This is a genomic window from Ideonella livida (assembly GCF_010499455.1).
GTDB classification, from domain to species: Bacteria; Pseudomonadota; Gammaproteobacteria; order Burkholderiales; family Burkholderiaceae_C; genus Ideonella; species Ideonella livida.
Genome location: NZ_JAAGOH010000022.1, coordinates 51,675 through 70,767, shown reverse-complemented (window position 1 = coordinate 70,767; position 19,093 = coordinate 51,675). Strand labels below are relative to the sequence as shown.

Here is a 19,093-nt window from a genome sequence, read left to right as displayed (position 1 = left end):
AGGCCGCCAAGATCAGCGGCAGGCTCAGCATCAGGGCCCAAGAAGGGCGGCGCAGACAGGACCGTCGGATGGTGGGTAGGGGGACGTTCATGGGGCAGGGCAGCACGGGCAGCGGCCGGCGCGGCCACGGCGGCGGCGCGGGTGGGCTGGCCCACCAGGCCCAGTTCCAGGCGCACGGGGCAACCGGCCAGGTCGCCCAGCATGTCGGCGATGCGGCGGCTGTACTGGCTGCGCAGCCAGTCCAGCTTGAAACGGTTGGGGGCGCGGAGGGTGACCACCAGGCCCTCCTCGCCATCCTCGCTGACCTCTGCGGGGGGGAGCGGATGGATCCAGGTGGCGAACTGCTGCTCGGGCAGTTCGGCGGCCAGTCGCTCGCGGCCCAGCTGCCAAAGATCGAAGCTCATTGTGGACAAGTCGGTCATGAGCGGCCGCATTCTACGCATTTCGATGTCCCTGGCTAGGTGGTTATCCACACATTCGGAGGGCTGTCAGGCGCTTGGGGCGGGTGGCGCAAGATTGCGGCTGGTTTGACCGCGGCCTGTGGATTTGTTCTAATAGTGGGTTTTCCGAGTCGCGGAAGGCCGTCAGACCTTTTTAGGGTCTGTGCGCGGTCTGGCGCTTGGGGCCGCGTGACCGGCCGGGCCCGGTGCCCGCGTGGTCATGCACACACGACAACCTGCGGGTGATCGGACCGGTACAAGGGGGTCAGCGTCCTGCGCTGAACCAGACCCGTGTGGCTGACGGATCTTCTGTCAAGGGTTTGTCAGCCATCTCCTGCGAACAATTGCACACAAGGTAGCAAGCCATGAAGCGTACTTACCAGCCCTCCAAGGTCCGCCGCGCCCGCACGCACGGTTTCCTGGTCCGCATGAAGACCCGCGGCGGTCGCGCGGTCGTCAACTCCCGCCGCGCCAAGGGCCGCAAGAAGCTGACCCAGGTCTGAAGCCAGGTCGGCCCATGATCGGCCGCATCGTCCGTCCGGCCGACTTCGAGCGTGTGCTGGCCACGGTTCAGCGTTCACGCAGCGATCACTTTGCCCTTCACCATCTCCTGCCCGGGGTTGCTGAAGGGCATTTGTCGTCTGGGGGGGCCGCCCGCGGCCCGCAGCCCGAGGGGGCTGGGGGTGAGTTGTCCACAGTGTCCGAGCTGATCGAGCTGGTGCCTGTGGATGACTCCGCGGTCAAGCTGGGTTTGGTGGTGCCCAAGCGGCATGCCAAACGGGCGGTCACCCGCAACCTGGTCAAGCGCCAGGCGCGCGCCATCTTCCGCGCGGCGGCCCCGCGCCTGCCCGCCGGACTGTGGGTGCTGCGCCTGAAGGCGGGCATCGATCGGCAGCGTTTTGTCAGCGCCCGCTCCGAGGCGCTGGGCGAACTGCTGCGTCAGGAGATGCTCGAGCTGCTGGCACGCGCGGAGCGCGTGGTGCGCTCGGGTGCGCCGGCGCGTCCGTACACACCGCGCCGCGGCCCGCGGGCGGCACCGGCCCCGGGTGGCCGCACGCCTGCTGCTTCCGGCCCCGGGGGCGCGGCATGAGCCTCGCCCTGCGGGACCTGCCCCGGCGGGCCCTCATCGGCCTGGTCAAGGGCTACCGGCTGCTGCTGAGCCCCTGGCTGGGCAGCGCCTGCCGCTTTGAACCCACCTGCTCGCGCTATGCGCTGGAGGCGCTGGAGCGCCACGGCGCGGCGGCGGGCAGCTACCTGACCCTGCGGCGGCTGGGCCGCTGCCACCCCTGGTGCGAAGGCGGCTGCGATCCGGTGCCGGCGCAGGCGCCAGGGTGTTTCACCCGCTGGACGGGTCCCCGCGACCCCCTGTCTCATTCATCAAGGTCCAAGTCATGAACGATATGCGTCGCACCCTGTTGTGGGTGGTGTTCACGATGTCGCTCGTCCTGCTGTGGGATGCCTGGAGCCGGCACAACGGCCAGCCGGGCATGTTCTCGGCGCCGACGCCGGCGGCTTCCGCCGCTGCCTCGGCCGGCGGCGTGCCGGCGGCTTCGGGCAGCGCCGCCGCCCTGCCGGGCGCGGCCGCGCCCGCGCCCAGCGAGAAGTTCACCGTCACCACCGACGTGCTCAAGGTCACCCTGGACAGCCGCGGCGGCGACCTGATGCGCGCCGAGCTGCTGCACCATGTGGACAGCCAGGACGCCACGCGCAACGTGGTGTTGATGGACGACGACGGCAAGCGGCTGTACCGCGCGCAGTCCGGCTTCATCCCGGCCGCCGGTGCGGCGGCCCTGCCCACGCACTTCACCACGCTGCGCCGGGTGGCCGGCGAGGCCGCCCTGGCCGAGGGCAAGGACGAGATCTCCGTGCGCTATGAGTCCGACGTGGTCGGCGGCGCCAAGATGGTCAAGACCTACACCTTCCGCCGCGGCGAGTATGTGGTGGGTGTGCGCCATGAGCTGGTCAACGTCGGCACCGCTCCGCTGCAGCCCCAGCTGTACGTGCAGTTGCTGCGCGACGGCACGCCGCCTCCGGGGGAGTCCTCGTTCTATTCGACCTTCACCGGCCCGGCGGTCTACACGCCGGAGAAGAAGTTCGAGAAGGTGGAGTTCTCGGACATCGACAAGCGCGGCCCGCAGGACACGCCCAAGCACCAGACCAAGGCCACCGATGGCTGGGTGGCCATGGTGCAGCACTACTACGCCTCGGCCTGGCTGCTGCCGGCCGGTGCGGAGCGCGAGTTCCGCACCCAAAAGGTGGGCGGCGCCTACACCGTGGCCATGGTGCAGCGTCTGGCCGATGTGGCCCCTGGCGCCAGCGCGGTGCATGAGTCGCGCCTGTTTGTCGGCCCGCAGGAGGAGAACAAGCTGGCTGCGCTGGCGCCGGGCTTGGAACTGGTCAAGGACTACGGTTTCTTGACGGTGCTGTCCAAGCCGCTGTTCTGGGTGCTGATCCACCTGCACCAGGTGCTGGGCAACTGGGGTTGGTCGATCATCGGCCTGGTGGTGCTGCTCAAGATCGCCTTCTACTGGCTGAACGCGAGCGCCTACAAGTCGATGGCCAAGATGAAGGCGGTCAATCCGCGCATCATGGAACTGCGCGAGCGCCTGAAGGACAAGCCGCAGGAGATGCAGGCGGAGATGATGCGCATCTACCGTGAGGAGAAGGTCAACCCGCTGGGTGGCTGCCTGCCGATCTTCATCCAGATGCCGTTCTTCATCGCCCTGTACTGGGTGCTGCTGGCGTCGGTGGAGATGCGTGGCGCGCCCTGGCTGGGCTGGATCACCGACCTGTCGGCCAAGGATCCGTACTTTGTGCTGCCGGTGCTGATGACCCTCTCCAGCCTGCTGCAGGTCTGGCTGAACCCGGCCCCGCCCGATCCCATGCAGCAGAAGATGATGTGGATCATGCCGCTGATGTTCAGCTTCATGTTCTTCTTCTTCCCGTCGGGCCTGGTGCTCTACTGGCTGGTGAACAACCTGCTGTCCATCGCCCAGCAGTATGTGATCAACAAGCGCCTGGGCGTCACCTGACGCGCACAGCGCTCCACGCCGGCGCGCCCTGCGCGCCCGGCTCCCGCAAGACCCGCCTTCGGCGGGTCTTGTCGTTTGGGGCTGTGGACAACTCGGGGTGAGACGGGTCGCCCGGCCCCGGGGCCTGCCCTGTCACGGTCTGGACAGGCGGCCTGATCGCTTTCCCCGCCCGGCGGCGCCGGCGTCGCGGTGGCGACAGGTGCCGCCGGCCTTCGCCCCAAGACTCCCGATCCGACCAGACCCGGCGCCGACCGGGCTATACCTCCAGGAGTCTTGCCATGCACCGCCGCCGTTTCCTCCATGCCGCCGCCAGCCTGCCCGCCGGGGCTGCCCTGACCCTCGGAGGTCGCTCCGCCCAGGCGGCCGAAGACGGCGTCACCGCCCAGAGCCTGACCCTGGGCAGCTCGCTGGCCCTCAGCGGCCCGTTGGGCAGCGCGGGGCAGGAGCATGTGGCGGGCCTGCAGGCGGCGCTGGCCACGGTCAACGCCCAGGGCGGCGTGCATGGCCGCGAGCTGCGGCTGGAGGTGCGCGACGACGGCTACCAGCCCGCGCGCACGGTCGAGAACGTGCGCCAGATGCTGGCCGGTGGCGGTGTGCTGGCCCTGGTCTCGTGCATGGGCACGGCCAACAACGCCGGGCTGCTGCCGCTGGTGGAGCAGCAGGGGGTGCCACTGGTCGGGCCCATCACCGGCGCCAACTCGCTGCGCCAAGCCCAGCTGCGCCATGTGTTCCATGTCCGGGCCAGCTATGGCGACGAGACCCAGCGGGTGGTCCAGCAACTGGTGTCGGTGGGCGTCAAGGACATCGCCATCGTCTACCTGGACAACCCCTTTGGCCGCGAGGTGCAGCGCGATGCCGAGGCGGCCCTGGAGGTCCGCGGCATCCGCTCGGCCGGTGCCTTTGCCCTGGCGGTGGACGGTGGCAACGCCAACGCCGTGGTGCAGGCGGTGTTGGCCGCCCGTCCCGGGGCGGTGCTGCTGGGCACGGCCGGGGCCGCCACCACGCCGGTGGTCACCGGCCTGCGCAAGCTGCAGGCGGGACTGCCCCTGGTGGGCCTGTCGGTCACGGTCTTCTCTTCTGAGTTTGCGCGGCTGGGGGCAGCCAGCCAGGGCTTGGCGCTCACCCAGGTCTTCCCGGATCCTGAGAAGGCCCGCCTGGCCGTGGTGCGCCAGTACCAGGCGGCCATGAAGGACGCGGGGCAGACCGCCATCGGCAGCAGCAGCTTTGAGGGCTGGGTCAATGCCCAGCTCCTCATTGAGGGGCTGCGCCGGGCCGGCCGGGATGTCAACCGCGACCGCCTGCGCCAGGCCCTGGCCGGCATCCGGCGCCTGGACCTGGGAGACTTCGTGCTGGGCTATGGCGGCGCCTCGCCCTATGTGGCCAGCCGGTTCGTGGAGCTGGCGGTGCTGGGGGCCGGCGGGCGCCGCCTGGCCTGAGCGTCGGCGCTCCGGCCGGGCGCTGCCGGGGACGCGGCCAGGGATCAAACCCCCGCTGTTGATACGGGGTGGGGTATGCGGTACGATGCGCCGCATGAACACTGCTGTCCTGCCGCGCCGTCCCCTCCGCCCGGTCCTTGCCGCCGCCTGGGCGGGCTGGCTCCTGCTGAGCGGGGCCCCCTTGCTGGCCGTCGGCCCGGGGGTGGCACGGGCCCAGGCGCCTGAGGCGCCCCGGGTGCCGGTGCTGACCCTGCAGCCGGTCCCTGCAGCCGCCGGCCTGTCCCTGGATGGGCAGGTGCAGGCGGTGCGCCAGGCCACCGTGGCGGCGCAGCTGGGGGGCACCGTGCAGGCTTTGGCCGTCAAGGCCGGGGATGTGGTGGCCGCCGGCCAGCCGCTGCTGCGCCTGGACGAGCGCGATGCCGCCGCCGCCCTGGGTCGTGCCGAGGCTGGCGTGGTCGAAGCCCAGGCCCAGGCCACCCTGGCGCGCCAGCAGCTGCAGCGCCAGCGCGAGCTGCGCGCGCAGGGCTTTGTCAGCGCGGCCGCGCTGGAGGCGGCCGAGGCCCAGGCCGCGGCCGCCCAGGCCGGGCTGCAGCAGGCCCAGGCCGCCCGCAGCCAGGCCGGGCTGGCGCGGGGCTTTGCCACCGTCGCGGCGCCTTTTGCCGGCGTGGTGCAAGCCACCCATGTGGACGTGGGCGACCTGGCGGCGCCGGGGCGCGCCCTGGTCACCCTGTTCCAGCCTGGGGCCCTGCGGGTGGTGGTACAGGTGCCCCAGAGCCGCCAGGCACTGGCCCGTGCCGCCTCTGGCGCCCAGGTGCAGCTGCCCGATGGCCGCTGGGTGGCCGTGCTGCGGCGCCAGGGCTTGCCCACGGCCGACCCGGTGGCCCAGACGGTGGAGTGGCGCCTGGACCTGCCGGTCGAGGTGGCCCGCGAGCTGGCCCCGGGCCAGGCGCTGCGGGTGCGCTTTGAGGTGCCCGCCCAGCCCGCGGCCGGTGCGGCCTCCGCCAATGTCCCGACCATTGCCACGGCCCCGGCACTGACCCTGCCGCCGGCCGCCGTGCTGCGCCGTGGCGAGCTCACCGCGGTCTACGTGGCGCAGGACGAGCGCTTTGTGCTGCGTGCCGTGCGGCTGGGTGCCGCCGATGCCGGGGGCCGACTGCCGGTGCTGGCCGGCCTGCGCGCCGGTGAGGCGGTGGCCGCTGAGGCCGTGCGCGCCGGCCTGGCCCACGCCCGACCCGCCCGCTGAGCCCCGCCCCGTCTCCCAGAGCCCGCCGCCATGTCCCCCACCCCCCAGACCCCCGCCGCCCCCCTGGGCGTGTCCGGCCGGTTGGCCGCCGCCTTCCAGGCCAATGCGATCACGCCGCTGCTGGCCCTGGTGGCCCTGTTGCTGGGCCTGTTCGCCGTGCTGGTCACGCCGCGCGAGGAGGAGCCGCAGATCAACGTCACCATGGCCAACGTGCTGATCCCCTTCCCGGGGGCCGGCAGTGCGGATGTGCAGAACATGGTGGCCCGTCCGGCCGAGCAGGCGCTCAGCCAGATCGCGGGCGTGGAGCACACCTACTCCGTGGCCCGGCCCGGCATGGCGGTGCTGACGGTGCAGTTCCAGGTCGGCGTGCCGCGTACCGAGGCGCTGGTCCGCCTCTATGACGTGCTCAATGCCAACCAGGACTGGCTGCCCGCCGGCCTGGGCACCCTGCCGCCCATCGTCAAGCCCAAGGGCATTGACGATGTGCCGGTGATGGGCGTGACCCTGTGGGCCCGTGACGGCCGGCCCGGGGCCGAGCTGGAGGCGGTGGCGCATGCGGTGGAGGCCGAGCTCAAGCGCGTGCCGGGCAGTCGCGAGGTGCAGACCTTGGGCGGTCCGGGCCAGGCGGTGCAGGTGCTGCTGGATGCGGCCCGCCTGCGTGAGCGCGGCGTGGACGTGGCCCGTCTGGCCCAGACCCTGGGCGCGGCCCAGGGCGCCCTGCCGGCGGGCACGGTGGCACAGCCTGGCAGCGCGCGGCTGCTGACCGTGGAGACAGGCGAGTTCCTGCGCAGTGCCGAGGACGTGGCCGATCTGGTGGTCGGCGTGCACGCCGGCCGGCCGGTGTACCTGCGCGAGGTGGCCCAGGTCCAGGCCGGCGCCGCCCAGCCCCGTCGCCTGGTCTGGTACACCCCCGGCGCGGCCGACGCCGGTGTCCAGGCGCCGGTCGGGCAGGTGCATCCGGCCGTCACCCTGACCCTGACCAAGAAGCCGGGCCAGAACGCGGTGGACGTGGCCCGGGCCGCCCGTGCCCGGCTGGACGCGCTGCAAGGCACCGTCATCCCCGAGGGTGTCGAGGTCACGGTGACCCGCGACTATGGGGAGACGGCGGCCGAGAAGGCCAACAAGCTCATCCAGAAGCTGGCTTTTGCCACCGCCTCGGTCATCCTGCTGGTGGGCATCGCCCTGGGCCGGCGCGAGGCGGTCATCGTCGGCGCGGCGGTCATCCTCACCCTCACCGCCACCCTGTTCGCCAGTTGGGCCTGGGGCTTCACGCTCAACCGGGTCAGCCTCTTCGCGCTGATCTTCTCCATCGGCATCCTGGTGGACGACGCCATCGTGGTGGTCGAGAACATCCACCGCCACCAGGCGCTGGACCCCCACCGCCCGCTGCGCGAGATCATCCCGCTGGCGGTAGACGAGGTGGGCGGCCCCACCATCCTGGCCACCCTCACCGTCATCGCCGCCCTGCTCCCCATGGCGTTTGTCTCCGGCCTGATGGGGCCGTACATGGGGCCCATCCCCATCAACGCCAGCCTGGGCATGGCGCTGTCGCTGGCCATTGCCTTCACCGTCACGCCCTGGCTGGCGCTCAAATTCATGAAGCACGGCCACGGCCTGACCCGGGAGGCCGGGCCGGCCAGCGTCCCGGAAGGCCTGGGCGCACGCCTGGGCGGCCTGTTTGCCGGCCTGCTGCGGCCGCTGCTGCAAAGCGCGGCCAAGCGCTGGCTGCTGCTGGGCGGCATCGTCGCGGCGCTGCTGCTGTCCATGGGCCTGGCGGTGGTGCAGGCGGTGGTGCTCAAGATGCTGCCCTTCGACAACAAGAGCGAGTTCCAGGTGGTGGTGGACATGCCGCCCGGCACCCCGCTGGAGGACACCGCCGCCGCGCTGCAGGCCCTGGGCGCGCACCTGGCGCAGCAGCCCGAGGTGCGGCACCTGCAGGGGTATGCCGGCACCGCCAGCCCCATCACCTTCAACGGACTGGTGCGCCAGTACTACCTGCGCGCCGACGCCGAACAGGGCGACCTGCAGGTCACCTTGGTGGACAAGCAGCACCGGCACGAGCAGAGCCATGCCATCGCCCAGCGCCTGCGCCCGGCGCTGGAGAAGATCGCACAGGCCCACGGGGCCCGCCTGAAGGTGGTGGAGGTGCCGCCCGGCCCGCCGGTCATGAGCCCCCTGGTGGCCGAGGTCTACGGCCCCGACGAGGCCGGCCGCCAGCAACTGGCCGCCCGCGTGGCCCAGGCCTTTGCCGACACGCCCGACATCGTGGCCCTGGACACCAGCCTGCAGGGGGCGCCGCTGGCCTCCCCCGGCGCCGTGGCGACGGGCAGCGAGGATGCCCCGCGCGCCTTCCTGCGCCTGCAGCGCCAGCGCGCCGAGAGCCTGGGCATCCCGGTGGCCACCGTGGCGCAGACCGTGCAGGGCGCGCTCTCCGGCATGGACGTGGCCTGGCTGCATGACGGCCAGAGCAAGTACCCCGTGCCGGTGCGCCTGCAGCTGCCGCGCGAGGCGCAGGTGGGCCTGGACGCCCTGCTGGCGCTGCCCCTGCGTGCGGCCAATGGCCAGCTCGTGCCCCTGTCGGAGCTGGTGCGGGTGGAGTACGGCGTCACCGACAAGCCCCTCTACACCAAGGACCTGCAGGGCGTGAGCTACGTCTTCGGCGACATGGCCGGCGCGCTGGACTCGCCGCTCTATGGTCTGTTCGCCATCCGGCCCCGCCTGGCCGGGGCGGCCCTGCCGGGCACCGGCGCCCTGGGCGAGTTCTGGATCCGCCCGCCTGACGACCCCTACCGCCAGTACGCCCTCAAGTGGGACGGCGAGTGGCAGATCACCTACGAGACCTTCCGCGACATGGGCGCCGCCTACGGCGTGGGCCTCATCCTGATCTACCTGCTGGTGGTGGCGCAGTTCCGCAGCTACCTCACCCCGCTGATCATCATGGCGCCCATCCCGCTGACCCTCATCGGGGTGATGCCCGGCCATGCCCTGCTGGGGGCGCAGTTCACCGCCACCAGCATGATCGGCATGATCGCCCTGGCCGGCATCATCGTGCGCAACTCCATCCTGCTGGTGGACTTCATCGAGCTGCAGGTGGCCCAGGGCGTGGAACTGGCGCAGGCCGTGGCGCACTCGGCCCAGGTTCGCGCCCAACCCATCGCGCTGACCGCGCTGGCGGCCATGACCGGGGCCCTGTTCATCCTGGACGACCCCATCTTCAATGGCCTGGCCATTTCGCTGATCTTCGGCATCCTGGTCTCCACCCTGCTCACGCTGGTGGTCATCCCGCTGCTGTACTTCGTGGCCTACCGCCACCGTCATGCGGCCTGAATGCCGCGGCCTCTCCTTGATGTCACCCCTGAACGACTGGAGCCTTCCATGACCGTCGAACGCTGGATCCGCGTGATCGCGGGCACCTTCATCCTTGTCTCCCTGGCCCTGGGCGTGCCCGGCAGCCCGCTGTTCCTGTCCACCTGGGCACTGGCCTTCACCGCCTTCGTCGGCGCCAACCTGCTGCAGTTCGGCCTGACCAACTTCTGCCCGCTGGCCCTCATCCTGCGCCGCCTGGGCGTGCGTGACGGCGCCGCCTCCTGCGGCCTGCGCTGAGCACGGCGTCTTCAGGCCCATGTCAGCTTCGTGGCCCCACGAACCCTCACTCGCGCCGGATGCATTCACAATGGCGGCCCTTGATCCCCTCCCCGACTCCTGTCCGGAGTGCAGTGCCATGGCGAAGTTGACCGACGAGAAGAACCGCACCGACCTGCTGAACCGCCTCAAGCGGGCGGAAGGCCAGCTGCGCGGCATCCAGCGCATGATCGAGGAAGGGCAACCCTGTCTGGACATCGCCAGCCAGATGGCCGCAGTGCGCAAGGCGCTGGACAGCACCTATGTGCGCATGACCGTCTGCTTCATGCAGCAGGAGCTGGGCGCCCGGCTGGGTGCAGAGAGCGCCGAACAGCTCACCGAGGTGCTGGGCGAAGTCCAGACCCTGCTGGGCAAGGTGCGCTGACCCCACCCCGCCGACGCCCGCCATGCGCGCCGCCGCCCGCCGCCACCCCCCGGCCCGCGGCGCCGGGCGTGGCCGCTGGCTGTCGCCGGCCCTCGGGTTGGCGTTCCTGGTCGCCGCCGGCGGCCTGCGCGCCCAGGACCTGGACGCACTGGGCACCCGGGCCCTGGCGGCCCAGTGCGCCCAGTGCCACGGCACCGAGGGCCAGGCCGTGCCCGGCACCTCCCTCCCCGCCCTGGCCGGGCGGCCGGCCCACGAACTGCTGGCCCAGCTCATGGCCTTCCGTGACGGGCGCCGCCCCGCCACCGTGATGCACCAGCTCACCCGCGGCTACACGCCCGAGCAGTTGCAGCGCATCGCCCACTACCTGGCCACGCGGCCGCCCGCGCCATGAGCGGCACCGCCCAGCCCCGGCGCCGCCTGCTGCGGGGCCTGGCCGCCGCTCCCCTGCTGCCCCTGGCCGGTTGCGCCACCGCACCGCTGGCCCGCGCCCGCGTGGTGGTGGTGGGCGGCGGGCTGGGCGGGGCCACCGCCGCCAAGTACCTGCGCCTGTTCTCTGACCACCGGCTGGAGGTGGTGCTGGTCGAGCCCCGGCCCGCCTTCGTCTCCTGTCCGGTCTCCAACCTCGTGCTGGCCGGTTGGAAAGGGCTGGACGAGCTGACCGTGGCCTACGACGGCCTGGCCCGCCACGGCGTGCAGCAGGTGCGCGACCGCGTCGGCCGGATCGACCCCCAGGCCCGCACCGCCACCCTGGCCGGTGGCGCCACACTGCGCTACGACCGCCTGGTCCTCGCGCCGGGCATCGACTTCCTCTGGGACGAGGTCGACGGGCTGCGCCAGGCCCATGACGCCGGGCAGGTGCTGCACGCCTGGCAGGCCGGCCCCGAAACCCTGGCCCTGCGCCGCCAGCTCCAGGCCATGCCCGACGGCGGTGTCTTCGCCCTGGCCATCCCCGAAGCGCCCTACCGTTGCCCCCCCGGCCCCTACGAGCGGGCCTGCCTGGTGGCCGCCTACCTGCAGCGCCACAAGCCCCGTGCCAAGGTGCTGGTACTTGACGCCAACCCCGACCTCACCTCCAAGGCCGCCTTGTTCCGCCAGGCCTGGCGGCACCTGTACGGCGACCGGGTGGAATACCTGCCCCAGCACCGCGCCGTGGGCGTGGACGCCGCCACCGGCACCCTGCGGCTGGAGGTGCAGGCCCCGGTGCGGGCCGACGTGCTCAACGTGCTGCCGCCCATGCGCGCCGGCGCCCTGGCGGTGCAGACCGGACTGGCCACCGCCGGCGACCGCTGGTGCCCGGTGCGCTTCCTGGACTTCGCCTCCACCGTGGCGCCCGACATCCATGTGCTGGGCGACGCCCTGCAGGCCGCCCCCGGCATGCCCAAGAGCGGCCACATGGCCAACGCCCAGGCCAAGGTGGCCGCCGCGGCCATTGTCATGACGCTGGCCGGTCGGCCGCCCGAGCCCCAGCCCCTGCTCACCAACGTCTGTCTCAGCCAGGTGGACGAGGCGCAGGCTATCCATGTGGCCAGCGTGCATGCCTACGACACCGGCCGTGCCACCTACCTGCCGGTGCCCGGCGCCGGGGGGCTGTCGGACGCACCCTCCACCCTGGAGGGCCGGCATGCCGAGGCCTGGGCCCGCAACATCTGGCGCGACAGCCTGGGTTGACCCCCGGGCCAGCACCGCGCCGCGCCGGGGGCCACAATCTCGACATGTCCACTCCCACCCCTGGCGCCGTCGCGCCCCTGCACATCGACTTCGTCTCCGACGTGGTCTGCCCCTGGTGCGCCATCGGCCTGCACGGCCTGCTCATCGCCCTGGAGCGCCTGGGCCCCACCCTGGGTCCGGTCACACTGCAGCTGCAACCCTTCCAGCTCAACCCGCAGATGGGCCCCGAGGGCGAGGACATCGGCGAGCACCTGAGCCGCAAATACGGCCTGACGCCGGAGCAGGTGGCCCAGAACCAGGCCCAGATCCGCGCCCGCGCGGCCACCGTCGGCTTCGACTTCCGCATGGACCGCCGCAGCCGCACCTGGAACACCCTGGACGCCCACCGCCTGCTGCATGCCGCGGCGCTGCAGGATGAGGCCGTGGCCCTGCGCCTGAAGCTCGGCCTGCTGGCCGCCTACTTCACCCACGGCGAGAACCCCGCCGCGCCCGACGTGCTGCGCCGTGAGGCCACCGCCGCCGGCCTGGACGCCGCCGAGACCGAGGCCGTGCTGGCCGACACCGAACGCCACGCCGAGGCGGTGCAACAGCACCTGCAGTTCTGGCAGCGCGCCGGCATCCACTCGGTGCCGGCCATCGTCATCAACCAGCGCCACCTCATCTCCGGCGGGCAGCCGCCCGAGGTGTTCGAGCAGGCGTTGCGCCAGATCCTCGAAGCCACCGACCCGGCCTGAGCCCGCACCCTCCGCGCTATGCCTGCAGCACCGCCTGCGCCGCCGCGGTGTACAGGCCGATGCCCGCCAGCAGGTTGAGCGGGAAGGTCACCCCCAGCGGCAAGCCCAGGTAGAGGGCCGGGTTGGCCTCGGGTACGGCCTGGCGCAGGGCGGCCGGCACCACGATGTAGCTGGCGCTGGCGGCCAGCACCATCAGCAGGGCGCCGTCGCCCGGGCCCAGGCCGGCCAGCCAGGCCAGGCCCAGCGCCAGCGCCGCGTGCACCAGCGGCCCCAGCACCGCGTAAGCCAGCAGCCAAGGGGAGGCCCGCCGCGCCGTGGCCAGCTGCCGCGCCACCTGCACCCCCATGTCCAGCAGGAAGAACGCCAGGAGGCCCTTGAACAGGTCACCGGTGAAGGGCTTCATCACCGCCTGCCCCGTGGCGCCGCTGACCACCCCGATGGCCAAGGCCCCCAGCAGCAGCAATTGCGGGCCATGGGTGCAGGCCTCGCGCAGGGTGCGCCACCACGGGGCGCCACCGCCGGTCGGCGGGCCGGCCAGGGTGGCCACGCCCGCCCCCGCGCCCGGGGGCGTCCCGGCCCAGGCCAGGGTCGGGGAGGCGCTGGCGGCCGCCAGGCGCTGGCGCAGCATCAGGGCGATGAGCAGGGCCGGGCTTTCCATCAGCACCATGGCCGCCGTCATGTAGCCGCCCGGCGCCAGGCCGGCCTGCTCCAGCTGCTGGTGCGCGGTCACAAAGGTCACTGCGCTGACCGAGCCGTAGGCTGCCGCCAGCCCCAGCGCATCGGCCGGGGCCACCACCCGGCGCAGCAGCCACCAGCCCGCCAGCGGCACCCCCGTGGCCAGCAGCAGGGCCAGGCCGATGGCCGCCAGCCCCTGGGCGGGCAGGCCCTGGGCCGAGAGCGCGAAGCCGCCCTTCAGGCCCAGCGCCATCAGCAGGTAGAGCGACAGGAAACGGGCCACCGGCGCGGGCACTTCCAGGTCTGACCGCAGCAGGCCAGCCACCAGGCCCACGGCGAAAAACAGCACGGCGGGATCGAGCAAAGCAGACATGCCCGGCATGCTAGTGAGGACTTCACTTCAGGAAAAATCGATTCTTGTGCACCACAACATAGGCTTTAGTCTATGAACATCAGCTTCCGGCAGCTCCGCCTCTTCCTGGCCCTGGCCGAACAGGGCAGCGTCAGTGGCGCCGCCCGTGCCCTGCACGTCACCCAGCCCACCGCCTCCATGCAGCTGCGCGAGGTGCAGCAGGCCGCCGGCCTGCCGCTCTACACCCTGGTGGGCCGCCGGGTGCGCCTGACCGAGGCCGGCGAGGCCCTGGCGGCCACCGCGCGCCGCATGCTCGACGACTGGGTGGATTGGGAGCAGCAGCTGGCGGCCTGGAAGGGCCTGGCCAGCGGCCGCCTGCGCGTGGCGGTGGTGAGCACCGCCAAGTACTTCGTGCCCCGGCTGCTGGGCGGCTTCTGCGCCCGCTACCCTGACATCGACATCCGACTGGAGGTGCTCAACCGCGACGGCGTGGTGCAGCGCCTGCGTGAGCAGCGCGATGACCTGGCCATCATGTCCATGCCACCGCCCGACCTGGCGCTGGACGATGAGGTTTTCCTGCCCAACCCGCTGGTGCTCATCGCCCCGGCCGACCATGCCCTGGCCGGACGCCCCGCGCTGGCGCTGGAGGACCTGGCCGGCGAGCGCTTCATCCTGCGCGAGCGCGGCTCGGGCACCCGCATGGCGGCTGACGCCCACTTCCGTGCCGTGGGGTTCAGGCCCCAGCTGCGGCTGGAGCTGGGCAGCAACGAGGCCATCAAGGAGGCGGTGGCCGGCGGCCTGGGCCTGTCGGTGCTCTCGGCCCACACCCTGCACGGCCGGGCCCGCGAGCATGGCGTGCAGGTGCTGCCGGTGGCAGGCTTTCCATTGCCCGGCCAGTGGCATGTGGTCCACCGCCAGGGACGGGCGCTCAGCCCGGCGGCGCGGGTGTTCCGCGAGCACCTGCTGAGCCAGGCCGCACGGGTGGCGGCGGAGGTGGCCGCCGGCGGCTGAAGGGGCGAGCGGTGGCGCGGTGGACCTGCAAGCCTGAAGGGCCTCAGGCCACCGTGGCCCCACCCAGGCCGGTGGCGCCACGGTTGTCGGTCCAGGCCACCTGCACCCGGTCGCCCGGCCGAGCCGCCAGCAGGCTGAACTGCAAGAAGGGGTGACGGGCCACCGAGGGGCCCCAGTGCGCGCGCAGCACCTCCTGCCCGTTCAGCGTGGCGCGCACCTCCTGGATGAACCAGGCGGGCACCGGCGCCCCGGCGGCGTCACGGCGCAGACCGTTCTCCATGGCATGGCGCATCAGCACGCGCACGGTGGTGGCATTGGCCGTGGCGCTCCATTGGGCGCGGACCAGCACGGCAGGGGTGTCGGCTTCTGACATGGTGGGCTGACGGGCGGGGATTCAAACGGTCTGGCCGCAGCCACCCAGGGCCACGGTGACCTCTTGGCGGGCGTAGAGGGCGCGGCCGTCTGCCAGCACCGCCACGGCGTACACCGCGGTGTCCTGCGCCATCTTCACCCGCAGGGCCACCTGTGGCGCCACCGCGTCGCCCACCTCAAACACCGCCGCCAGCGGCACCGGGTTGTGCGCCACCAGCACCAGCAGGCGTTGCACGCCCGGCGCCCCCGCTGGCACGGCCACCGAGACCGACACCGCCACGGACGTGCCGTCCTCAGCCAAGGCGGGCACCCGCAGGCTGACGAGCGCGCTGGGCTCGGGCACGGGCAGGCCCAGGGCAGGGTAGACCGCCGCCACGGGGCGGGCCGCAAAGGCAGCGGCCGGCCAGGCGGGCAAGGGTGAGCCGGGTGGGGCGGACGCCGAGGCCGGCCGCGGCGGCGCCGGCTGGGCGGCCGCGGGCCACAGGCCGGTGCCGGCCAGCAGGGCCGTGAGGGCGGCCGTGTGGGCCAGGGCCTCGCGTCGGGTGTGCATGGGTGTTCCAGGGAGGGGCCGAGTGCAGGGCGCCCGGCCGCAGGGGCGTGTACGAGAGGGCAGGCGCAACGCCCGACCGGCGCTGATTCTTGTCGCAACAGCCCGCTGGCACCAGCGGGCGGGCCCCAAGCCGCCTTGGGCGTGTCAGTTTTAATATACCCTTATGGGTATAAGATGGGACCAGACTTCTGGAGGTCCACCATGTCCCGTCGCCCTGGGGCCGCATCGGCCCCCGTCCTGGTTTTGAACCGCCGCGGCCTGCTGGTGCTGGCTGCCACCGCTGGGCTGCCGGCCGCGTGGCGCCCGGCGCGCGCAGGTGCCACCGCCCCGGCCCCGCCCTGGCTGGCGCTGGACCAGGTCTACATCCCCGCCCTGTTCCACACGGGCAGTGGAGGGCGTTCGCCCGAGGCCGCGCAGCGCGCCGGCCGTGCGCTGGCCCGCCTGCAGGCGCAGTGGCCGGCTTTGCGCCCAACCCTGCTGGCCTGGCGGCCGGCCGATGGCGGCTGGGTCGCCGCTTTGCGCAGGGTGGAAGGCCATCTGCAGCAGGCCGTGCAGGACGCGGCACGGGGCGACTGGCCGCACAGCCACGAAGCGCTGGAGGGCGTGCGCGACACCCTGGCCCAGGCCCGGCTGGCGCGCGGCGAGGCTTACCTGCTGGACGACTACACCGCCTTCCATGGCGCCATGGAAGCGATCACCGCGCAGGCGGCGAATCCGGCGCCGCTGGACCGCGCCGTGCTGCGCACCGCCTTCACCACCGCGCGGGCGCTTTGGCAAGCGTTGCTGCAGCAGCCGCCAGAGCCCACCCTCTGGGGCCTGAGTCCGGCGCGGCTGACCCAATGGCGCCAGGGCGTGCAGGAGGAGAGCGACGCCTTCACCGCCTTGTCGCAGGCGCTGGACCGGCCGGCCGCCGAGGTGCCGGAGCCGGCGCTGCGCCAGGCTGCCGCCGCCCTCAAGGCGCCCTTCGTCAAGGCTTACATTGCCTTTGGCCTGGGGCTGGATGAGGTGCCCGCGCGCTGACGCCTCCCCGCGTGCGCAGGGTCCTGACCCGACCGGTTCAGCGGTGGGCCGGGCGGGGCAGGCGCAGCTCGGCCTCCAGCCCGCCTTCAGGGTGGTTGCGCAGCCGCAGGCTGCCGCCGGCGGTCTCGGCGATGTGGCGGGCGATGCCCAGGCCCAGGCCGCTGCCGCCGCTGACGCGGTTGCGCGAGGCCTCCAGCCGGAAGAAGGGCTCGAACACCTGCTCCAGGCTCTCGGGCGGGATGCCCGGACCCTGGTCGCGCACCCGCAGCACCAGGCCGGTGGGGCCGTCTTGCAGCTGCAGGTCGGCGCGCTGGCCGTAGAGCACGGCGTTGTCGACCAGGTTGCCCACGCAGCGGCGCAGGCGGGCGGCGTCGCCCACCCAAGGGGCCACGGCGCGGCCGCGCAGGCTGACCGAGCGGCCCATGGCCTGCTGGTCGGCCACCAGGCTCTCCAGCAGCGCGTCCAGGTCCACCGGGCGGTGCTCCTGGGGCTGCTCCAGGCCGCGCAGAAAGGCCAGGGTGTCGCCCACCATCTGCGTCATCTCGTCCAGGTCGTGGGTCATGCGCTCGCGCAGGGCCTCGTCGTCCAGCAGTTCGGCGCGCAGGCGCATGCGGGTCAGCGGGGTCTTCAGGTCGTGCGACATGGCCGTCAGCATGCGGGTGCGTTCGTCCAGGGTACGGCGCAGCCGGGCCTGCATGGTGTTGAAGGCCCGGTTGGCCTGTTCCACCTCCTGCGGACCGTCCGTGGGCAGGGGTGGGCGGCTCAGGTCGTGGCCCAGGCCCTCGGCGGCCTCAGCCAGTTGCCGCAGCGGCTGGGTGACGCGGCGCACGGCCCACCAGCTCAACGCCAGCACGGCCGCCAGCAGCACGGCCAGGGAGCTGACCAGTCGCAGCGGCAGGTCGGGGTCGGCGGGCACGCCGGTGTCCACCCTCAGCCACTGGCCATCGGCCAGGCGCACCTGCGCGGCAAAGACCAGGCCGGCGCCGACCAGGCGCGCCCGGCGGCGGTCTTCGGCGCTGGCGGCCCGCTCGGCCCGCTGCTCCATCCGTTCCATCCGTTCCCGGTGGCGGCGCTCCATGTCCTCGTCCTCACCACGCGCCCAAGGGCCGCGCCGGTTTTCGGCGCCTCGGCCCGGTGGCAGGGGCAGCAACTGCACCTGCAGCACGCGGTCTTCGCCCAACTGCTCGCGCAGGGCCGCCTCAAACTGGGCCAGGTGCCGGGCTGCGCCGGGGTAGGCGTCCAGAAAGCCCGCCGGCGGCAGGGGCAGGTGGCGGGCCTGGGCCTGCAGCCGCACCTGCAGCGGCGGCGCGTCCAGCACCCGCACCAGGCGTTCACGCTCGCTGGGCTCCAGCGGGTCCAGCAGCAGCACCAGGTCGGCCAGGCGCTGGGCCGGTTGCGCCCCGGCGGCGCGCAGCATCACGCGGTCGCGTTCGGCCAGATTGATCCAGGCCGACAGGCCTTGCGCGGCCACCAGGCCCAGCACCATCACCGCCATCAGGCGGCCGAACAGGGTGCGTGGCAGCCATCGGGACCCGCCGCGGGCGGGCGAGGGCGCCGCCGGCGCTGCGGCGGGGGGCAGGGGGGCGATCACGGCTGGGCGCTCACCGGCACGGCCAGCACATAGCCCTCGCCGCGCACCGTCTTGATGTAGCGCGGCTCGCGCGGATCGTCCCCCAGGCGCTGGCGCAGGCGGCTGATCTGCACATCAATGGCCCGGTCCAGCGGGTCGGCTTCGCGGCCCTGGGTGAGGTCCAGCAGCTGGTCGCGGTTGAGCACACGGTGGGGATGGGCCAGCAGCACCCGCAGCAGCTTGTACTCGGCGCCGCTCAGCGGCACCACCAGGCCATCGCCCGCGCCTTCGAGCTGGCGGGACTGGGTGTCCAGCACCCAGTCGCCGAACTGCAAGCGACGCGCCGCATCGGGCTGCAGGTTGGCCGGCAGGCTGCGCGCGCGCCGCAGGATGACCTTGATGCGTGCCAGCAGCTCGCGGGCGCTGAAGGGCTTGGGCAGGTAGTCGTCGGCGCCCATCTCGAGGCCGATGATGCGGTCGGTCTCTTCGCCCCGGGCCGTCAGCATGATGATGGGCGTGTCGTCACCCTTGGCGCGCAGGTTGCGGCACAGGGTCAGCCCGTCCTCGCCGGGCAGCATCAGGTCCAGCACGATCAGGTCCACGCGGGCGCCTTCGAGCGCGCGCCACAGTGCGCGCCCGTCGGCCACGGCGCTCACCTTCAGCCCGTTGCGGCCCAGGTAGGTGGCCAGCAGGGTGCGGATTTCGGCGTCGTCGTCGACGATGAGGATGTGGTCGGGGCCATCGGCGCGCGCCTCAGGGCGGGCGCCATCCCAGGCGGGGGCGTTCATCTTCTGCTCCATGCCGTGATTGCACCCCGGGACCGCGGGCCGGGCCAGGGGTTTTGTATCGCAGTATGTCAAGCCGCCACGGTGCAACGCAGGCTGACAAAACGGCCGGCGGCTGACATGCGCGGTTGACATGCGGGGCGTGAAATGCAGTCCAAGGCGATGCCAGCCCGCCAGCCGCCAGGTCCCCCAAAGGCAC

The 19,093-nt window shown here is 72.7% G+C and carries 20 protein-coding genes; 14 read left to right on the top strand and 6 right to left on the bottom strand.

Annotated elements, in window-relative coordinates; genetic code table 11:
• Nucleotides 1-422: DnaA N-terminal domain-containing protein (locus G3A44_RS16700; RefSeq protein ID WP_310734399.1), on the bottom strand; the 422-nt coding region annotated here is incomplete at its 3' end.
• A gap of 383 nt (nucleotides 423-805) precedes the next feature.
• Here G3A44_RS16700 and rpmH point away from each other — a divergent pair.
• From rpmH to G3A44_RS16640, 12 genes are all read left to right on the top strand, one after another.
• Complete coding sequence (gene rpmH / locus G3A44_RS16695; RefSeq protein WP_163458884.1) at nucleotides 806-943, top strand: 50S ribosomal protein L34; 138 nt, start codon at nucleotides 806-808, stop codon at nucleotides 941-943.
• A 14-nt stretch (nucleotides 944-957) separates the two neighbouring features.
• Nucleotides 958-1,530 carry a ribonuclease P protein component gene (locus tag G3A44_RS16690; RefSeq protein WP_163458883.1) on the top strand — a complete coding sequence of 191 codons (573 nt, stop codon included), beginning with the start codon at nucleotides 958-960 and terminating at the stop codon, nucleotides 1,528-1,530.
• Between the two features lie 17 nt (nucleotides 1,531-1,547).
• Nucleotides 1,548-1,835 (top strand): membrane protein insertion efficiency factor YidD, encoded by a 288-nt coding sequence (gene yidD / locus G3A44_RS16685; protein WP_163458888.1) that lies wholly within the window; start codon nucleotides 1,548-1,550, stop codon nucleotides 1,833-1,835.
• The gene (gene yidC / locus G3A44_RS16680; RefSeq protein WP_163458882.1) at nucleotides 1,832-3,472 is read left to right on the top strand and encodes a membrane protein insertase YidC; all 1,641 of its coding nucleotides are present in this window, start codon (nucleotides 1,832-1,834) and stop codon (nucleotides 3,470-3,472) included. Before yidD ends, yidC begins: the two co-directional genes overlap by 4 nt.
• Before the next feature lie 278 nt (nucleotides 3,473-3,750).
• Nucleotides 3,751-4,908: an ABC transporter substrate-binding protein gene (locus G3A44_RS16675; RefSeq protein WP_163458881.1), complete on the top strand. Its 1,158-nt coding sequence runs from the start codon at nucleotides 3,751-3,753 to the stop codon at nucleotides 4,906-4,908.
• A 94-nt stretch (nucleotides 4,909-5,002) separates the two neighbouring features.
• Nucleotides 5,003-6,151, top strand: coding sequence for an efflux RND transporter periplasmic adaptor subunit (locus G3A44_RS16670; RefSeq protein WP_239061927.1), 1,149 nt, complete (start codon nucleotides 5,003-5,005; stop codon nucleotides 6,149-6,151).
• A 30-nt stretch (nucleotides 6,152-6,181) separates the two neighbouring features.
• Nucleotides 6,182-9,478 carry an efflux RND transporter permease subunit gene (locus G3A44_RS16665; RefSeq protein ID WP_163458879.1) on the top strand — a complete coding sequence of 1,099 codons (3,297 nt, stop codon included), beginning with the start codon at nucleotides 6,182-6,184 and terminating at the stop codon, nucleotides 9,476-9,478.
• Nucleotides 9,479-9,526: 48 nt separating this feature from the next.
• Nucleotides 9,527-9,754 (top strand): YgaP family membrane protein, encoded by a 228-nt coding sequence (locus tag G3A44_RS16660; RefSeq protein WP_163458878.1) that lies wholly within the window; start codon nucleotides 9,527-9,529, stop codon nucleotides 9,752-9,754.
• Between the two features lie 118 nt (nucleotides 9,755-9,872).
• Nucleotides 9,873-10,157, top strand: a complete 285-nt coding sequence (locus G3A44_RS16655; RefSeq protein WP_163458877.1) for a metal-sensing transcriptional repressor — start codon at nucleotides 9,873-9,875, stop codon at nucleotides 10,155-10,157.
• A gap of 22 nt (nucleotides 10,158-10,179) precedes the next feature.
• The gene (locus tag G3A44_RS16650) at nucleotides 10,180-10,548 is read left to right on the top strand and encodes a c-type cytochrome (RefSeq protein ID WP_163458876.1); all 369 of its coding nucleotides are present in this window, start codon (nucleotides 10,180-10,182) and stop codon (nucleotides 10,546-10,548) included.
• Nucleotides 10,545-11,825: an NAD(P)/FAD-dependent oxidoreductase gene (locus G3A44_RS16645; RefSeq protein ID WP_163458875.1), complete on the top strand. Its 1,281-nt coding sequence runs from the start codon at nucleotides 10,545-10,547 to the stop codon at nucleotides 11,823-11,825. Before G3A44_RS16650 ends, G3A44_RS16645 begins: the two co-directional genes overlap by 4 nt.
• A 44-nt stretch (nucleotides 11,826-11,869) precedes the next feature.
• Nucleotides 11,870-12,559 (top strand): DsbA family oxidoreductase, encoded by a 690-nt coding sequence (locus G3A44_RS16640; RefSeq protein WP_163458874.1) that lies wholly within the window; start codon nucleotides 11,870-11,872, stop codon nucleotides 12,557-12,559.
• Between the two features lie 16 nt (nucleotides 12,560-12,575).
• Here the strand turns inward: G3A44_RS16640 and G3A44_RS16635 are convergent, their stop codons facing one another.
• Nucleotides 12,576-13,607, bottom strand: a complete 1,032-nt coding sequence (locus tag G3A44_RS16635) for a sodium-dependent bicarbonate transport family permease (protein WP_163458873.1) — start codon at nucleotides 13,605-13,607, stop codon at nucleotides 12,576-12,578.
• A 72-nt stretch (nucleotides 13,608-13,679) separates the two neighbouring features.
• Here G3A44_RS16635 and G3A44_RS16630 point away from each other — a divergent pair, with 72 nt between their 5' ends.
• The gene (locus G3A44_RS16630; protein WP_163458872.1) at nucleotides 13,680-14,597 is read left to right on the top strand and encodes a LysR family transcriptional regulator; all 918 of its coding nucleotides are present in this window, start codon (nucleotides 13,680-13,682) and stop codon (nucleotides 14,595-14,597) included.
• A gap of 43 nt (nucleotides 14,598-14,640) precedes the next feature.
• Here G3A44_RS16630 and soxZ read toward each other — a convergent pair whose 3' ends face one another.
• Both soxZ and G3A44_RS16620 read right to left on the bottom strand, forming a co-directional pair.
• Complete coding sequence (gene soxZ, locus G3A44_RS16625; RefSeq protein WP_163458871.1) at nucleotides 14,641-14,970, bottom strand: thiosulfate oxidation carrier complex protein SoxZ; 330 nt, start codon at nucleotides 14,968-14,970, stop codon at nucleotides 14,641-14,643.
• Between the two features lie 21 nt (nucleotides 14,971-14,991).
• Nucleotides 14,992-15,519 (bottom strand): thiosulfate oxidation carrier protein SoxY, encoded by a 528-nt coding sequence (locus G3A44_RS16620; RefSeq protein WP_163458870.1) that lies wholly within the window; start codon nucleotides 15,517-15,519, stop codon nucleotides 14,992-14,994.
• A 201-nt stretch (nucleotides 15,520-15,720) separates the two neighbouring features.
• On the opposite strand from G3A44_RS16620, the gene G3A44_RS16615 reads away from it, so the two are divergent.
• Nucleotides 15,721-16,539 carry a hypothetical protein gene (locus G3A44_RS16615; RefSeq protein WP_163458869.1) on the top strand — a complete coding sequence of 273 codons (819 nt, stop codon included), beginning with the start codon at nucleotides 15,721-15,723 and terminating at the stop codon, nucleotides 16,537-16,539.
• Nucleotides 16,540-16,576: 37 nt separating this feature from the next.
• Here G3A44_RS16615 and G3A44_RS16610 read toward each other — a convergent pair whose 3' ends face one another.
• Nucleotides 16,577-18,130: an ATP-binding protein gene (locus G3A44_RS16610; RefSeq protein ID WP_310734398.1), complete on the bottom strand. Its 1,554-nt coding sequence runs from the start codon at nucleotides 18,128-18,130 to the stop codon at nucleotides 16,577-16,579.
• On the bottom strand, nucleotides 18,127-18,897 hold the full coding sequence (locus G3A44_RS16605) for a response regulator (protein WP_163458868.1): 771 nt from the start codon (nucleotides 18,895-18,897) through the stop codon (nucleotides 18,127-18,129). The genes G3A44_RS16610 and G3A44_RS16605 overlap by 4 nt, the downstream gene beginning before the upstream one ends.
• Nucleotides 18,898-19,093: the final 196 nt, after the last annotated feature.

Excerpts from the sequence above, each read along its gene's own strand:
- rpmH (WP_163458884.1), top strand. The coding sequence starts at position 806 with ATGAAGCGTACTTACCAGCCCTCCAAGGTCCGCCGCGCCCGCACGCAC.
- G3A44_RS16690 (WP_163458883.1), top strand. The coding sequence starts at position 958 with ATGATCGGCCGCATCGTCCGTCCGGCCGACTTCGAGCGTGTGCTGGCC.
- yidC (WP_163458882.1), top strand. The coding sequence starts at position 1,832 with ATGAACGATATGCGTCGCACCCTGTTGTGGGTGGTGTTCACGATGTCG.
- G3A44_RS16675 (WP_163458881.1), top strand. The coding sequence starts at position 3,751 with ATGCACCGCCGCCGTTTCCTCCATGCCGCCGCCAGCCTGCCCGCCGGG.
- G3A44_RS16670 (WP_239061927.1), top strand. The coding sequence starts at position 5,003 with ATGAACACTGCTGTCCTGCCGCGCCGTCCCCTCCGCCCGGTCCTTGCC.
- G3A44_RS16665 (WP_163458879.1), top strand. The coding sequence starts at position 6,182 with ATGTCCCCCACCCCCCAGACCCCCGCCGCCCCCCTGGGCGTGTCCGGC.
- G3A44_RS16660 (WP_163458878.1), top strand. The coding sequence starts at position 9,527 with ATGACCGTCGAACGCTGGATCCGCGTGATCGCGGGCACCTTCATCCTT.
- G3A44_RS16655 (WP_163458877.1), top strand. The coding sequence starts at position 9,873 with ATGGCGAAGTTGACCGACGAGAAGAACCGCACCGACCTGCTGAACCGC.
- G3A44_RS16650 (WP_163458876.1), top strand. The coding sequence starts at position 10,180 with ATGCGCGCCGCCGCCCGCCGCCACCCCCCGGCCCGCGGCGCCGGGCGT.
- G3A44_RS16645 (WP_163458875.1), top strand. The coding sequence starts at position 10,545 with ATGAGCGGCACCGCCCAGCCCCGGCGCCGCCTGCTGCGGGGCCTGGCC.
- G3A44_RS16640 (WP_163458874.1), top strand. The coding sequence starts at position 11,870 with ATGTCCACTCCCACCCCTGGCGCCGTCGCGCCCCTGCACATCGACTTC.
- G3A44_RS16635 (WP_163458873.1), bottom strand. The coding sequence starts at position 13,607 with ATGTCTGCTTTGCTCGATCCCGCCGTGCTGTTTTTCGCCGTGGGCCTG.
- G3A44_RS16630 (WP_163458872.1), top strand. The coding sequence starts at position 13,680 with ATGAACATCAGCTTCCGGCAGCTCCGCCTCTTCCTGGCCCTGGCCGAA.
- soxZ (WP_163458871.1), bottom strand. The coding sequence starts at position 14,970 with ATGTCAGAAGCCGACACCCCTGCCGTGCTGGTCCGCGCCCAATGGAGC.
- G3A44_RS16620 (WP_163458870.1), bottom strand. The coding sequence starts at position 15,519 with ATGCACACCCGACGCGAGGCCCTGGCCCACACGGCCGCCCTCACGGCC.
- G3A44_RS16615 (WP_163458869.1), top strand. The coding sequence starts at position 15,721 with ATGTCCCGTCGCCCTGGGGCCGCATCGGCCCCCGTCCTGGTTTTGAAC.
- G3A44_RS16605 (WP_163458868.1), bottom strand. The coding sequence starts at position 18,897 with ATGAACGCCCCCGCCTGGGATGGCGCCCGCCCTGAGGCGCGCGCCGAT.